Here is a 15,355-nt window from a genome sequence, read left to right as displayed (position 1 = left end):
AATTGAAATGTATAAACAAATAAAGAATTTAATTATTGATTTAGGAGGAAATCATGAAGATAATGCTAGTTTTTGGTACACGTCCAGAAGCGATAAAAATGTGTCCATTAGTGAATGAGTTGAAAAAACAGGCAGATATGGAAACAGTTGTTTGTGTAACTGGTCAGCACAAGGAGATGGTTAGCCCTGTTTTGGAATTGTTTGGAGTTCAACCAGACTATGATTTAGAAATAATGAAAGCTAATCAAACCTTGTTCTCTATAACAACAAGTATTTTAGAAAAAATTAAACCTGTTTTAGAAGAAGAACAACCAGATATTGTTCTAGTTCACGGTGACACTACTACAACATATGCAGCAGCTTTAGCAGCATTTTATCTTGGAATTAAGGTTGGTCATGTTGAAGCTGGGTTACGAACTTACAACCTGCAAAGTCCCTTCCCAGAAGAATTTAATAGACAATCGACTTCTATTATTGCAAATTATCATTTTGCTCCAACTGAATTGGCTAAAGAAAATCTTTTAAAAGAGGGTAGAGAGAATGTTTATGTAACTGGAAATACAGTTATTGATGCACTTACAACTACAGTACAAAAGGATTATACACACCCTGATTTAGATTTAAACGTTGACACCCGTCTTATTCTACTAACTGCTCATAGACGTGAAAATCTCGGAGAACCTATGAAACACATGTTTAGAGCTGTTAAACGAGTTTTAAATGAATATGATGATGTTAAGGTAATTTATCCAATTCATAAAAATCCCTTGGTGCGTGAAACAGCTGCGGAAATTTTTGGAGACACAGAACGTATTCAGATTATTGAACCTTTGGATGTTCTTGATTTTCATAATTTCATGAATCATAGTTACATGATTTTAACTGATTCAGGAGGAGTTCAGGAAGAGGCTCCTTCTTTAGGAAAGCCTGTATTGGTCATGCGAGATACGACAGAAAGACCAGAAGGAGTAGCTGCCGGAACATTGAAATTGGTTGGAACTGATGAGGAGACTATTTATCAAAACTTTAAGATGCTTTTAGACGATTCCGAAGAATATAAAAAAATGAGTCAAGCTAGTAATCCTTATGGAAATGGTGATGCTAGTAAACAGATAGTTCGTATTTTACGCGGAATTTAAGCGAGGCTAGGTAAAGTAATATAGAAAGGTACCCTATTATGAAAGGTATTATTCTCGCAGGTGGTTCGGGGACACGTTTATATCCGTTGACTCGAGCTGCATCAAAACAACTGATGCCGGTTTATGATAAACCGATGATTTACTACCCACTTTCAACATTGATGTTGGCTGGGATTAAGGATATTTTGATTATCTCAACTCCTCAAGATTTGCCTCGTTTCAAAGAACTTTTGCAAGATGGCTCTGAATTTGGGATTCAACTGTCTTATGCAGAGCAACCGAGTCCAGATGGTTTGGCGCAAGCCTTTATCATTGGTGAGGAGTTTATTGGTGATGATAGCGTTTCTCTGATCTTAGGTGACAATATCTATCACGGACCTGGCCTTTCGAAGATGCTACAAAAGGCAGCAAGCAAGGAGTCAGGAGCGACTGTCTTTGGCTATCATGTGAAGGATCCAGAACGCTTTGGTGTTGTTGAGTTTGATAAAAATATGAACGCTATTTCTATCGAAGAAAAGCCAGAACACCCTCGTTCAAATTATGCAGTTACAGGCCTCTATTTCTACGATAATGATGTGGTAGAAATTGCCAAAAATATAAAACCAAGCCCTCGTGGTGAATTGGAAATTACAGATGTAAACAAGGCTTACCTAGATCGCGGAGATTTATCGGTTGAGGTTATGGGACGTGGTTTTGCTTGGTTGGATACGGGCACTCATGAAAGTTTGCTAGAGGCTTCACAGTACATCGAAACAGTCCAACGGATGCAAAATGTTCAGGTAGCAAACTTGGAAGAAATTGCCTATCGCATGGGCTATATCAGTCGAGAAGATGTGTTGACCTTAGCCCAACCACTTAAGAAAAATGAATACGGGCAGTATCTGCTCCGTTTGATAGGAGAAGCATAGATGACAGATAATTTTTTCGGTAAGACGCTTGCAGCACGCGAGGTTGAAGCTATTCCAGGTATGTTGGAGTTCGATATCCCCGTTCATGGTGATAATCGTGGCTGGTTTAAAGAAAATTTCCAAAAGGAAAAAATGCTTCCACTTGGCTTTCCAGAGTCTTTCTTTGCAGAAGGGAAATTGCAAAACAATGTATCCTTCTCACGCAAAAATGTTCTCCGTGGCCTCCACGCAGAGCCTTGGGATAAGTACATCTCTGTAGCAGATGATGGGAAAGTACTGGGTTCTTGGGTTGATTTACGTGAGGGTGAAACCTTTGGGAATACCTATCAGACAGTAATTGATGCAAGCAAGGGAATTTTTGTTCCTCGAGGCGTGGCTAATGGATTCCAAGTTTTATCAGATACAGTTTCTTATAGTTATCTGGTCAATGATTACTGGGCTCTTGAACTTAAATCCAAGTACGCCTTTGTAAACTACGCTGATCCAAGCCTTGGCATTGAATGGGAAAATCTTGCAGAAGCAGAGGTTTCAGAAGCAGATAAAAATCATCCACTACTTAAGGATGTAAAACCTTTGAAAAAAGAAGATTTGTAAAGTATGAAGGAATTTTTAGAATCTCGAGAATTTAAAAAAATAAAATTACATCTGGGATTATCAATTTTTCTCTTGTCGTTGGTTGCGACTATAAAAGGGGCAGTTAATTCAGGAAATACATTTCAATTTTTGGAGTGCTTATCAATTGGTGTGTCAGCATTTTTGATTAGTTTTGTAGGAATGTTTGGAAATGAAAAAAACTTTGATGATTGGAAAGGACTTTTTAATAAAAAAAGTAAGAGGGAAAAAATATTATTTCTTATAAGTCCAATTGTTTTGTCATTTTTAGTTTTTGTTTTTTATTATTTATTTAATGAAGTTCCTGTTTTTTTTGAATGGTTGAATAAAGCACTTGATTTACCTCAAGAAGATTATTTGGTAATAAATATTACTGATATTTTTATATACTTTGTGACTTTAGTATGGAACTTTGTATGTTATATAGTAACTAGTATGATGATTTCAATGGAATTAACATTTATTGGGATAATATTCTTTGATAGAATTTCAGAGTATTATTCACAGATTGGAGAAAAGAAAATCAATGACTGAATACAAAAATATTATCGTGACAGGTGGAGCTGGCTTTATCGGATCCAACTTTGTCCACTATGTTTACAAGAATTTTCCAGATGTTCATGTGACAGTCCTAGATAAGTTGACTTATGCTGGAAACCGCGCTAATATTGAGGAAATTTTAGGTGATCGTGTTGAGTTAGTTGTTGGGGACATTGCGGATGCGGAGTTGGTAGACAAGTTGGCAGCTCAAGCAGATGCTATCGTTCACTATGCTGCTGAGAGTCACAATGACAATTCGCTCAATGATCCATCGCCATTTATCCATACTAACTTCATCGGAACCTATACTCTTTTGGAAGCGGCTCGCAAATACGACATTCGTTTCCACCATGTGTCTACAGATGAAGTTTATGGAGACCTTCCTCTACGCGAAGATTTGCCAGGTCATGGTGAAGGTCCAGGTGAGAAATTTACCGCTGATACCAAGTATAACCCAAGCTCTCCTTACTCATCAACTAAGGCAGCTTCAGACTTGATTGTCAAAGCCTGGGTACGTTCTTTTGGAGTCAAGGCAACGATTTCCAACTGTTCAAATAACTATGGTCCTTATCAACACATTGAAAAATTTATCCCACGTCAGATTACCAACATCCTAAGTGGAATTAAACCAAAACTGTACGGTGAAGGTAAGAACGTTCGTGACTGGATTCATACCAATGACCACTCTTCAGGAGTTTGGACAATCTTGACAAAAGGTCAAATCGGCGAAACCTACTTGATTGGGGCTGATGGAGAGAAGAACAACAAGGAAGTTTTGGAGCTAATCCTTAAGGAAATGGGACAACCTGCTGATGCCTATGATCATGTGACTGACCGTGCAGGACATGATCTTCGTTATGCGATTGATGCAAGCAAGCTACGTGATGAGTTGGGTTGGAAACCAGAATTCACAAACTTCGAACAAGGTCTCAAAGAAACTATTCAATGGTACAAAGATAACCAAGAATGGTGGCAAGGAGAAAAAGAAGCTGTTGAAGCCAACTACGCTAAGACACAAGAGGTTCTTGAAAAATAAAAGGCGGTGGGACAGAAATCGATAGACAAAGTCTCGATTTCGTAGTCCCAGCCCCGCGAAGATGATTAGGAGTTTTTGGAGTCTAAAAGATGAACAAAAAGTTCAATCAGCTACCGCGTCAAAGTTTGATTGCTAATAAAAAGTGAGGTAGGGATCATTTGTCCCAACCTCTATTGCTATACCGAAGAATTGTGAATCAGGTGAAAGGAAGAAAGATGATTTTAATTACAGGAGCAAATGGCCAATTAGGAACTGAACTTCGTTATTTATTAGATGAGCGTAATGAAGAATATGTTGCGGTTGATGTGGCTGAGATGGATATTACCGATGCAGAGATGGTTGAGAAAGTTTTTGAAGAGGTGAAACCGACTTTAGTCTACCACTGTGCTGCCTACACAGCTGTTGATGCAGCAGAGGATGAAGGGAAAGAATTGGACTTTGCCATCAATGTTACAGGGACAGAGAATGTCGCAAAAGCATCCGAAAAGCATGGTGCAACTCTAGTCTACATTTCTACAGATTATGTCTTTGATGGTAAGAAGCCAGTCGGACAAGAATGGGAAGTCGGTGACCGACCAGACCCACAAACTGAATATGGTCGTACTAAGCGTATGGGAGAGGAGCTTGTAGAGAAACACGTTTCAAACTACTATATTATTCGTACTGCTTGGGTTTTTGGAAATTACGGCAAAAACTTCGTCTTCACGATGCAAAATCTAGCTAAAACTCATAAGACCTTGACAGTTGTAAATGATCAACATGGTCGACCAACCTGGACACGTACCTTGGCCGAGTTCATGACTTTCCTAGCTAAAAACCGCAAGGAATTTGGTTATTATCATTTGTCAAATGATGCGACAGAAGATACAACTTGGTATGACTTTGCGGTTGAAATTTTGAAGGATACAGATGTCGAAGTCAAGCCAGTAGACTCGAGCCAATTTCCTGCCAAAGCTAAACGTCCACTAAACTCAACTATGAGTTTGACCAAAGCCAAAGCAACTGGATTTGTCATTCCAACTTGGAAAGATGCCTTGAAAGAATTTTACAAACAAGACCTTAAAAAATAGCCTTGCTGGAGGCCAAAATGTATACAGAAAGAGAGAGAAGAGAGATTCTCTTTCTTTTTTATTTACTCATCTATGCAATCGTCGGACAATTATAAAAATTCAAGAAAAAGCTTGTTTAAATGTTAGAAAATTTGAGCACGAATGTTTTTTTTGTGTTATAATATTTTGTGAGTAGTTATACCTTGGTGTAGCTATTAAAAATAGAAGTGTGAAACTGGGAAGATAGAGAGGACGCAGTGTAATGACTAGAAATGGTTTTTTTACAGGCTTAGATATCGGAACTAGCTCTATTAAAGTGTTGGTTGCAGAGCTTGTAAATGGTGAAGTAAATGTAATTGGCGTAAGCAATGCCAAAAGTAAAGGTGTCAAAGATGGGATTATCGTTGACATCGAGGCAGCGGCGACTGCTATTAAGTCTGCAATTTCTCAAGCAGAAGAAAAAGCAGGAATTTCAATCAAGTCTGTAAACGTTGGTTTGCCAGCTAATTTGCTACAAGTGGAGCCAACTCAAGGCATGATTCCAGTGACATCAGATACAAAAGAAATTACGGATCAAGATGTCGAAAATGTTGTCAAATCAGCCTTGACTAAAAGTATGACTCCAGACCGTGAAGTTATCACCTTTATTCCAGAGGAATTTGTCGTTGATGGATTCCAAGGAATTCGTGATCCTCGCGGGATGATGGGTGTGCGTTTGGAAATGCGAGGTCTCTTGTACACTGGCCCACGTACGATCCTCCACAATCTTCGTAAAACAGTTGAGCGTGTAGGCGTTCAAGTCGATAACGTGATTATTTCACCTCTTGCAATGGTTCACTCTGTTTTGAATGAAGGTGAACGTGAGTTTGGTGCGACTGTTATCGACATGGGTGGTGGGCAAACGACTGTTGCCACTATTCGCAACCAAGAACTTCAATATACAAATGTCAACCAAGAGGGTGGCGATTATGTCACAAAAGACATTTCAAAAGTTCTCAAGACTTCTAAGAAAATTGCAGAAGGTCTAAAATTGAACTATGGTGAAGCTTATCCACCACTAGCTAGCAAGGAAACTTTCCAAGTTGAAGTGATCGGTGAAGTTGAACCAGTTGAAGTGACTGAAGAATACTTGGCTGAGATTATTTCAGCAAGAATCAAGCACATTTTTGAGCAAATTAAGCAAGACTTGGAAAGACGTCACCTATTAGACTTGCCAGGTGGTATTGTCTTGATTGGTGGAAATGCTCTTCTTCCAGGTGTCGTTGAATTGGCCCAAGAAGTATTTGGAGTACGCGTTAAGTTATTCGTACCAAATCAAGTGGGTATTCGCAATCCTGCGTTTGCCCATGTTATCAGCTTGTCAGAATTTGCGGGTAGTCTTACTGAAGTGAATATTTTGGCACAACGAGCAATTCGAGGTGACGAAAGTTTACGCCACCAACCGATTGACTTTAGAAGTTCAGCTCAACCAGTTGCACCTGTTTCTCCACGACCAGTATTTAATACAGTGACAACTCCTGAGCCTGAAACAACTCAATCTGTTGAACCAGTAGCTCCACTTCAATCAGAAGAAAAGAGCAAAGGTAAATTAACGGATCGTTTCCGTAGCTTGATTGGAAGCATGTTTGACGAATAAAATAGAGGAATATAAATATGACATTTTCATTTGATACAGCAGCAGCACAAGGTGCAGTAATTAAAGTAATCGGTGTCGGTGGTGGTGGTGGAAATGCCATCAACCGTATGGTTGACGAAGGCGTTTCTGGCGTTGAATTTATCGCAGCCAACACAGATGTACAAGCTTTGAGCAGTACAAAAGCTGAGACAGTTATCCAGCTCGGCCCTAAATTGACTCGCGGACTTGGTGCAGGAGGTCAACCTGAAGTTGGTCGTAAAGCTGCAGAAGAAAGCGAAGAAGTTTTGACAGAAGCAATCAGCGGTGCTGACATGGTCTTCATCACTGCTGGTATGGGTGGTGGTTCTGGTACAGGTGCTGCACCAGTTATCGCTCGTATTGCAAAAGGTCTTGGTGCTTTGACAGTGGGTGTTGTAACTCGTCCGTTTGGTTTTGAAGGAAGCAAACGTGGACAATTTGCCATCGAAGGGATTAACGAACTTCGTGAGCATGTTGATACACTCTTGATTATCTCAAACAACAACTTGCTAGAAATCGTTGACAAGAAGACTCCACTTCTTGAAGCATTGAGTGAAGCAGATAACGTTCTTCGTCAAGGTGTTCAAGGAATTACAGATTTGATTACAAATCCTGGTTTGATCAACTTGGACTTTGCGGACGTTAAGACTGTTATGGCCAATAAAGGGAATGCCCTTATGGGGATTGGTATCGGTAGCGGTGAAGAACGTGTTGTAGAAGCTGCTCGTAAAGCAATCTACTCACCACTTCTTGAAACAACTATCGATGGAGCAGAAGATGTGATTGTTAACGTAACTGGTGGTTTGGACTTGACTTTGATTGAAGCTGAAGAAGCATCAGAAATTGTGAACCAAGCAGCTGGTCATGGTGTTAACATCTGGCTTGGAACATCTATTGATGAGACAATGAAAGACGAAATCCGCGTGACTGTTGTTGCGACAGGAGTACGTCAGGATAAAGTTGAAAAAGTTGTGACTGCTCAACCACGCCAAGCAACACACCGTGAACCTGCTCGAACTAGCCATGCAAAAACTTTTGATCGTAATTTTGATATGGCTGATACAGCAGAAATTCCAACTCCAAGTTATCGCCGTCAAGAAGCGCCAAAGACATCAGCCTTTGGTGACTGGGACTTGAGACGCGATGCCATTGTTCGTCAAGGAGAACCAGTTGTTTCTCCAGTGGAACGCTTTGAAGTTCCAGCGGCAACAGATGAAGATGAGTTGGAAACACCACCATTCTTTAAAAATCGTTAATGAAGATGAATTTAAAAGAAAATACGAACCTTGTTTTTCAACAGATATCGAATGCAGTTCAGGAAGCCGGTCGTGAAAACGATTCGGTTTCTGTGATTGCGGTGACCAAATATGTAGATGTTGAAACAGCCTCAGCTTTGGTTTCGCAGGGAGTGCAACACATTGGTGAGAACCGTGTTGATAAATTTCTTGACAAGTATCATGCTCTGAGTGATAAGAATCTTACCTGGCATTTGATTGGAACCTTACAGAGACGTAAAGTCAAGGAAGTGATTTCTTATGTGGATTATTTTCATGCTTTAGATTCCTTAAAGCTAGCTCAGGAAATTCAAAAACGAGCGGACCACAAGATTAAGTGCTTTTTGCAAGTAAATATTTCTCAGGAAGAAAGTAAGCACGGTTTTTCGAAAGAAGAATTGTTAGCCCTCTTACCCGAACTTTCAGAATTAGACCAGATTGAGTATGTGGGTCTGATGACCATGGCTCCATTTGAAGCAACTAGTCAAGAATTACTAGAGATATTTAAAGAAACGCAAGAATTGCAAAAAACCATTCAAGAAAAACATCTCCCCAATATGCCGATGACAGAACTAAGTATGGGTATGAGTCGAGACTTCAAAGAAGCGATTCAATGTGGTTCAACTTTCGTTCGAATCGGTACAGCATTTTTTAAATAGGAAATAACCATGTCACTAAAAGATAAATTTGATAAGTTTATAGATTATTTCACTGAAGATGGAGAAGAGGTGGCACCGAACGTTGCTGAGTTAAAGTCTGAACAAACCTTAACTTCAGTTTCGGCTCCAAAGGAAGAACTTCCACGAACTCAACAGTTACCACAAACTTCACAAGTGAATTCGAAAGAAAAGAATATTACCCGTCTTCACGCTCGTCAACAAGAATTGGCGATGCAGAGTCACCGAGGTGCAGAAAAGGTAACCATTGCTGTTCGTTATCCTCGCCGCTACGAAGATGCAACTGATATTGTTGATTTGTTAACAGGAAATGAAAGTATTCTAATTGATTTCCAATATATGACTGAAGTACAAGCACGTCGTTGTCTAGATTACTTAGATGGTGCTCGTTATGTGCTGGCTGGTGAATTAAGGAAAGTCGCAAATACTATGTACCTTTTGACACCAGTAGGAGTTGTGGTTAATATTGAAGACATTCGCTTGCCTGATGGTTCTCACGGTGAAGAGTTTGACTTTGATATGAAGAGAAATCGAGTGAAGTAATGATTTTTCTAATTCGTTTTATTCAGAATGCTGCAACTATCTATTCATGGATACTTGTAGCTTTTGCTCTATTATCTTGGTTTCCCAATGCCTATGATACAGCACTAGGTCGTTTGTTGACTAGCTTAGTCAAACCGATCCTTCAACCCTTGAGACGTCTGCCCCTAAGTATTGGTGGTATTGATTTTTCAGTTTGGGTGGCTGTCATTTTAGTTCATTTACTTGGAAACTATTTGATCCGTTTTCTTTATATACTAGCATGAGAAAAGATATTTATCAGCATTTCTCAGTCGAGGATATTCCTTTCATTGATAAAGGATTGGAGTGGCTTAGGCAGGTTGAAGAGCATTACGCTCCCATCCTAACTCCCTTTATCAATCCCCATCAGGTCTTTATTTTAAAGACATTGGGGAATCATCATGGGATTCAAGTTTTTTCAAGCAATGATTTTGTGCCTAGCGAGTATAGTCGTGTGCTTCTGGCACCAGATTATTTCAAACCGACTTTGATGGATTTTGAAATGGAATTGCTTGAGATTGTTTATTCTAGTAAGTTTGACCAATTGACCCATTCCAAGATTTTGGGAACCGTTCTGAATCGTTTGGGAATCGATCGCAAGTTGTTTGGTGATATATTAGTAACGGAGAATAGAGCGCAAATCATTGTGGACCGGAAATTTGTTTCCCTCTTCCAGGATGGAATTCAAAAGGTTGCTAGATTACCTGTAAAACTAGAAGTAAGACCTTTTGAAGAATTATTAGAATCCAAAAATGACTATCAGGAAAGAGAAGTTTTAGTTCCGAGCATGCGCTTGGATGCCTTCTTATCGAATGTTCTGAAATTATCTCGCTCCCAGACAGCCGATTTATTAGAAAGAAAATATGTTCAGATAAATTATCATCTGGTTGAAAAATCTGATTATCAGGTTCAGATAGGTGATTTAGTAAGTGTCAGACGCTTTGGACGAATGATCTTACTCAAAGAAAATGGCCAGACTAAAAAAGATAAGAAAAAATTGATAGTTCAACTATTATTAAGTAAGTGAGGGGAAAATATGCCAATTACATCGTTAGAAATCAAGGATAAAACCTTTAGTACCAAATTTAGAGGGTTTAATCCTGAAGAAGTTGATGAATTTCTAGATATTGTTGTTCGTGACTATGAAACACTTGTTCGTAGCAATCACGAAAAAGAACAACACATTAAAAATTTAGAGGAACGTTTGTCTTATTTTGATGAGATTAAGGAGTCATTGAGCCAGTCTGTATTGATTGCTCAAGATACTGCAGAACGTGTCAAACAAGCTGCCAATGAACGCTCTCAAAATATCCTTAAACAGGCTGAACAAGATGCCCAGCGTCTGCTTGATGAGGCTAAGTATAAGGCTAATGAAATCTTGCGTCAAGCTACGGATAATGCTAAGAAGGTTGCCGTAGAGACGGAAGAATTGAAGAATAAGAGCCGTGTCTTCCATCAACGTTTGAAATCTACGATTGAGAGTCAATTAGCTATTGTAGATTCATCCGACTGGGAAGAAATTTTACGTCCGACAGCGACTTATTTACAAACCAGTGACGAAGCTTTTAAAGAAGTTGTTGGAGAAGTTTTGGGTGAAGATGTTTCTACCTATCAGGATGAAGAGCCGATTGACATGACCCGTCAGTTTTCACCTGAAGAAGTAGCAGAGCTCCAAGCCCGCATTGAAGCAGCTAATCGAGAATTGGCTGAATCACAAAAAGAAACAAAGCCAGATACTGCTAGCTCAGTAGTAGAAGAAGTCGTTTCTTCAAACCAAAATTCTCAACCAACACCCTTGACGGAATCTATTGATCTTTTATAAGAAAGAAAATCTGAGAACAAGATCTAATCAAACATATTTTCAGCGAGTAGGAGATGGTGGAAGCCCTACAATCCCTGTTGATCAGATTATCCTCTCAAGCTATCAAGTCTGAAGTTAGTAGGATTTGACGTTCCCCACGTTACGGGAAAAGAGGGAGAAAGACTGAGTCTTTTTCCGAATAAAGGTGGTACCACGATTTTCGTCCTTTTTAGCGAGTCGTGGTTTTTATTTTGTCTATATCATAAAGGAGATATCATGAAACTCAAAGAAACTTTAAATCTAGGGAAAACAGATTTCCCAATGCGTGCAGGACTTCCAACCAAAGAGCCAGTCTGGCAAAAAGAGTGGGAAGAAGCAAAGCTCTACCAACGTCGTCAAGAGTTGAATGAAGGGAAACCTCACTTCACTCTTCATGATGGACCTCCGTACGCTAACGGAAATATCCACGTTGGTCATGCTATGAACAAGATTTCAAAAGATATCATTGTTCGTTCTAAGTCTATGTCAGGATTCTACGCGCCATACATCCCAGGTTGGGATACACACGGACTACCAATCGAGCAAGTTTTGGCAAAACAAGGTGTTAAACGCAAAGAGATGGATTTGGTTGAATACTTGAAACTTTGCCGTGAATACGCTCTTTCTCAAGTAGATAAACAACGCGAAGACTTCAAACGTTTAGGTGTTTCTGGTGACTGGGAAAATCCATATGTAACTTTGACCCCTGACTATGAAGCAGCGCAAATTCGTGTCTTCGGCGAGATGGCTAACAAGGGCTATATCTACCGTGGTGCCAAGCCAGTTTACTGGTCATGGTCATCTGAGTCAGCTCTTGCTGAAGCAGAAATTGAATACCATGACTTGGTTTCAACATCACTGTACTATGCCAATAAGATCAAGGATGGCAAAGGTGTCCTAGACACTGATACTTACATCGTTGTTTGGACAACAACTCCATTTACTATCACTGCTTCTCGTGGTTTGACTGTTGGTGCGGATATTGATTACGTTTTGGTTCAACCTGCTGGTGAAACTCGTAAGTTTGTGGTTGCTGCTGAATTGTTGAACAGCTTGTCTGAGAAATTTGGCTGGACTGATGTTCAAGTTTTGGCTACTTATCGTGGTCAAGAATTGAACCATATCGTGACAGAACACCCATGGGATACTGCAGTAGATGAACTCGTTATCCTTGGTGACCACGTTACAACTGACTCTGGTACAGGTATCGTCCATACAGCTCCTGGTTTTGGTGAGGACGACTACAATGTTGGTGTGGCTAATGGTCTTGAAGTTGCTGTGACAGTTAACGAACGCGGAATCATGATGGCTAATGCTGGCGCTGAGTTCGAAGGTCAATTCTATGACAAGGTGGTTCCAACTGTTATCGAGAAACTAGGCAATCTCCTTCTTGCTCAAGAAGAAATCTCTCACTCATACCCATTTGACTGGCGTACGAAAAAACCAATCATCTGGCGTGCAGTGCCACAATGGTTTGCTTCTGTATCAAAATTCCGTCAAGAAATCTTGGATGAAATTGAAAAAGTGAAATTCCACTCAGAATGGGGGAAAGTCCGTCTTTACAACATGATTCGTGACCGTGGTGACTGGGTAATCTCACGTCAACGTGCTTGGGGTGTTCCACTTCCAATCTTCTATGCTGAAGACGGAACACCAATCATGACAGCTGAAACGATTGAGCATGTAGCTCAACTCTTTGAAGAGCATGGTTCCATCATCTGGTGGGAACGTGATGCTAAAGACCTCTTGCCAGAAGGATTTACACATCCAGGTTCACCAAATGGTGAGTTCAAGAAAGAAACAGACATCATGGACGTTTGGTTTGACTCAGGTTCTTCGTGGAACGGGGTTGTGGTTAACCGTCCAGAGCTCAAATACCCAGCTGACCTCTACCTTGAAGGTTCTGACCAATACCGTGGTTGGTTCAACTCATCTCTCATCACATCTGTGGCTAACCACGGTGTAGCACCATACAAACAAATCTTGTCACAAGGTTTTGCCCTTGACGGTAAAGGTGAGAAGATGTCTAAATCTCTTGGAAATACAATTGCTCCAAGCGATGTTGAAAAGCAATTCGGTGCGGAAATCTTGCGTCTCTGGGTAACCAGTGTTGACTCAAGCAACGATGTGCGTATCTCTATGGATATCTTGAGCCAAGTCTCTGAGACTTACCGTAAGATCCGTAATACCCTTCGTTTCTTGATTGCTAACACATCTGATTATAATCCATCTGAGGATGCAGTAGCTTACGAAGAATTACGTTCAGTTGACAAGTACATGACTATTCGCTTTAACCAACTTGTTAAGACCATTCGTGATGCTTATGCCAACTTTGAATTCTTGACCATCTACAAGGCACTTGTTAACTTTATCAACGTTGATTTGTCTGCCTTCTACCTTGATTTTGCCAAAGATGTTGTCTACATCGAGGGTGCTAAATCACTCGAACGCCGTCAAATGCAAACAGTCTTCTATGACATTCTTGTGAAAATCACCAAACTCTTGACACCGATCCTTCCTCATACTGCAGAAGAAATCTGGTCATATCTTGAGTTTGAAGCTGAAGACTTTGTTCAATTGTCAGAATTGCCAGAAGCGGAAACCTTTGCTAACCAAGAGGAAATCTTGGACACATGGGCAGCCTTCATGGACTTCCGCGGACAAGCTCAAAAAGCCTTGGAAGAAGCTCGTAATGCCAAAGTTATTGGTAAATCACTTGAAGCACACTTGACAGTTTATCCAAACGAAGTCGTGAAAACTCTTCTTGGAGCTGTTGATAGCAATGTTGCTCAACTCTTGATCGTCTCAGAATTGACTATCGCAGAAGGACCAGCTCCAGAAGGCGCAGTAGCCTTTGAAGATGTAGCCTTCACAGTAGAACGCGCTGCAGGTGAAGTATGTGACCGTTGCCGTCGTATCGATCCAAGTACAGCAGAACGTAGCTATAACGCAACCATCTGTGACCACTGTGCAAGTATCGTTGAAGAAAACTTTGCGAACGCAGTGGCTGAAGGATTTGAAGTAAAATAAATTTATATACTGGAGAGAACAGATGTTCTCTCTTTTTTATGAGTACGGGACAAAATAGTTCTCAGCCACCAAAAAAGCTAGAGATTCCCAATGGTGGAACTCTAGCTTTTCAATTTTGAGTTGTTCTCTTATTGTATAGCCAATTGAAACAAAACCAGTACATAATATGGTATAATCTTCTTATGACAATTCAATAGATTTTCGTAAAAAAGTTCTCGCTTATTGTGAGCAAACAGGTAGTATAACAGATGCATCACACGTTTTCCAAATCTCACGTAATACCATTTATGGCTGGTTAAAACTAAAAGAGAAAACAGGAGATCTAAACCATCAAGTAAAAGGAACAAAACCAAGAAAAGTTGATAGAGATAGGCTTAAAACCTATCTTGCTGACAATCCAGATGCTTATTTGACTGAAATAGCTTCTGGATTTGACTGTCATCCAACTACCATTCACTATGCTCTTAAAGCTATGAGGTTCACTCGAAAAAAAAGAACCACACCTACTATGAACAAGACCCAGAAAAAGTAGCTTTATTTCTTAAACATTTTAATAGTTTAAAGAACCTAGCACCTGTTTATATTGATGAAACAGGATTCGATACTTATTTTTATCGAGAATATGGTCGCTCATTTAAAGATCAGTTAATAAGAGGTAAAGTATCTGGAAGAAGATATCAGAGGATTTCTTTGGTTGTTGGGCTAACAAATGGTGAGTTAATAGCTCCAATGACTTACGAAGAGATGATGACAAGCGAATTTTGGGAAGCTTGGTTTCAGAAGTTTCTCTTACCAACATTAAACAAACCATCGGTTATTAGTATGGATAATGCAAGATTCCATAGAATGGGTAAGATAGAGCTCTTATGTGAAGAGTTTGGGCATAAACTTTTACCACTTCCTCCCTACTCACCTGAGTACAATCCTATTGAGAAGAAATGGGCTCATATCAAAAAGCACCTCAAAAAGGTATTACCAAGTTGCAATACTTTTTACGAGTCTCTGTCGTCTTATTCTTGTTTCAATTGACTATAT

The 15,355-nt window shown here is 39.8% G+C and carries 15 protein-coding genes; all 15 read left to right on the top strand.

Annotation, left to right across the window (positions count from 1 at the left end):
- Positions 1-50 precede the first annotated feature (50 nt).
- The gene (wecB, locus tag ADH90_RS06680) at positions 51-1,139 is read left to right on the top strand and encodes a non-hydrolyzing UDP-N-acetylglucosamine 2-epimerase (RefSeq protein WP_049530524.1); all 1,089 of its coding nucleotides are present in this window, start codon (positions 51-53) and stop codon (positions 1,137-1,139) included.
- Positions 1,140-1,177: 38 nt separating this feature from the next.
- Positions 1,178-2,047 carry a glucose-1-phosphate thymidylyltransferase RfbA gene (gene rfbA / locus ADH90_RS06675; RefSeq protein WP_049530523.1) on the top strand — a complete coding sequence of 290 codons (870 nt, stop codon included), beginning with the start codon at positions 1,178-1,180 and terminating at the stop codon, positions 2,045-2,047.
- Complete coding sequence (locus ADH90_RS06670) at positions 2,048-2,641, top strand: dTDP-4-dehydrorhamnose 3,5-epimerase family protein (RefSeq protein ID WP_049530522.1); 594 nt, start codon at positions 2,048-2,050, stop codon at positions 2,639-2,641.
- A 3-nt stretch (positions 2,642-2,644) separates the two neighbouring features.
- Entirely contained in the window at positions 2,645-3,193 is a 549-nt protein-coding gene (locus tag ADH90_RS06665) for a hypothetical protein (RefSeq protein ID WP_049530520.1), read from the top strand.
- Positions 3,186-4,235 carry a dTDP-glucose 4,6-dehydratase gene (gene rfbB / locus ADH90_RS06660; protein WP_049530519.1) on the top strand — a complete coding sequence of 350 codons (1,050 nt, stop codon included), beginning with the start codon at positions 3,186-3,188 and terminating at the stop codon, positions 4,233-4,235. Before ADH90_RS06665 ends, rfbB begins: the two co-directional genes overlap by 8 nt.
- 215 nt (positions 4,236-4,450) lie before the next feature.
- Positions 4,451-5,305, top strand: coding sequence for a dTDP-4-dehydrorhamnose reductase (gene rfbD / locus ADH90_RS06655; protein ID WP_049530517.1), 855 nt, complete (start codon positions 4,451-4,453; stop codon positions 5,303-5,305).
- Positions 5,306-5,546: 241 nt separating this feature from the next.
- Positions 5,547-6,920: a cell division protein FtsA gene (ftsA, locus tag ADH90_RS06650; protein WP_049530515.1), complete on the top strand. Its 1,374-nt coding sequence runs from the start codon at positions 5,547-5,549 to the stop codon at positions 6,918-6,920.
- A 17-nt stretch (positions 6,921-6,937) separates the two neighbouring features.
- Positions 6,938-8,194 carry a cell division protein FtsZ gene (gene ftsZ / locus ADH90_RS06645; RefSeq protein WP_049530514.1) on the top strand — a complete coding sequence of 419 codons (1,257 nt, stop codon included), beginning with the start codon at positions 6,938-6,940 and terminating at the stop codon, positions 8,192-8,194.
- 5 nt (positions 8,195-8,199) lie between these two features.
- Positions 8,200-8,871: a YggS family pyridoxal phosphate-dependent enzyme gene (locus tag ADH90_RS06640; protein WP_049530599.1), complete on the top strand. Its 672-nt coding sequence runs from the start codon at positions 8,200-8,202 to the stop codon at positions 8,869-8,871.
- A 9-nt stretch (positions 8,872-8,880) separates the two neighbouring features.
- Entirely contained in the window at positions 8,881-9,432 is a 552-nt protein-coding gene (locus ADH90_RS06635; RefSeq protein ID WP_000053353.1) for a cell division protein SepF, read from the top strand.
- Positions 9,432-9,695: a YggT family protein gene (locus ADH90_RS06630; RefSeq protein ID WP_000576492.1), complete on the top strand. Its 264-nt coding sequence runs from the start codon at positions 9,432-9,434 to the stop codon at positions 9,693-9,695. The genes ADH90_RS06635 and ADH90_RS06630 overlap by 1 nt, the downstream gene beginning before the upstream one ends.
- Positions 9,692-10,477 (top strand): RNA-binding protein, encoded by a 786-nt coding sequence (locus tag ADH90_RS06625; RefSeq protein WP_049530512.1) that lies wholly within the window; start codon positions 9,692-9,694, stop codon positions 10,475-10,477. Before ADH90_RS06630 ends, ADH90_RS06625 begins: the two co-directional genes overlap by 4 nt.
- Positions 10,478-10,486: 9 nt before the next feature.
- A complete protein-coding gene (locus tag ADH90_RS06620) occupies positions 10,487-11,272 on the top strand; it encodes a DivIVA domain-containing protein (protein WP_049530511.1) in 786 nt (261 codons plus the stop codon).
- Between the two features lie 255 nt (positions 11,273-11,527).
- Positions 11,528-14,320, top strand: coding sequence for an isoleucine--tRNA ligase (gene ileS, locus ADH90_RS06615; protein WP_049530510.1), 2,793 nt, complete (start codon positions 11,528-11,530; stop codon positions 14,318-14,320).
- 193 nt (positions 14,321-14,513) lie between these two features.
- Positions 14,514-15,349, top strand: a protein-coding gene (locus tag ADH90_RS10860; protein WP_152904485.1) for an IS630 family transposase whose coding sequence is annotated in 2 segments (ribosomal slippage) — positions 14,514-14,820 and positions 14,820-15,349 — 837 coding nt in all. Because the reading frame shifts where the segments join, the coding sequence is not laid out codon by codon here.
- The last annotated feature ends 6 nt before the right edge of the window (positions 15,350-15,355 follow it).

The sequence above is a fragment of the Streptococcus pseudopneumoniae genome, from assembly GCF_001073085.1.
Taxonomy (GTDB): Bacteria; Bacillota; Bacilli; order Lactobacillales; family Streptococcaceae; genus Streptococcus; species Streptococcus pseudopneumoniae_M.
Note: the sequence above shows the minus strand (reverse complement) of the source record. Positions and strands in the feature narration are given on the sequence as shown.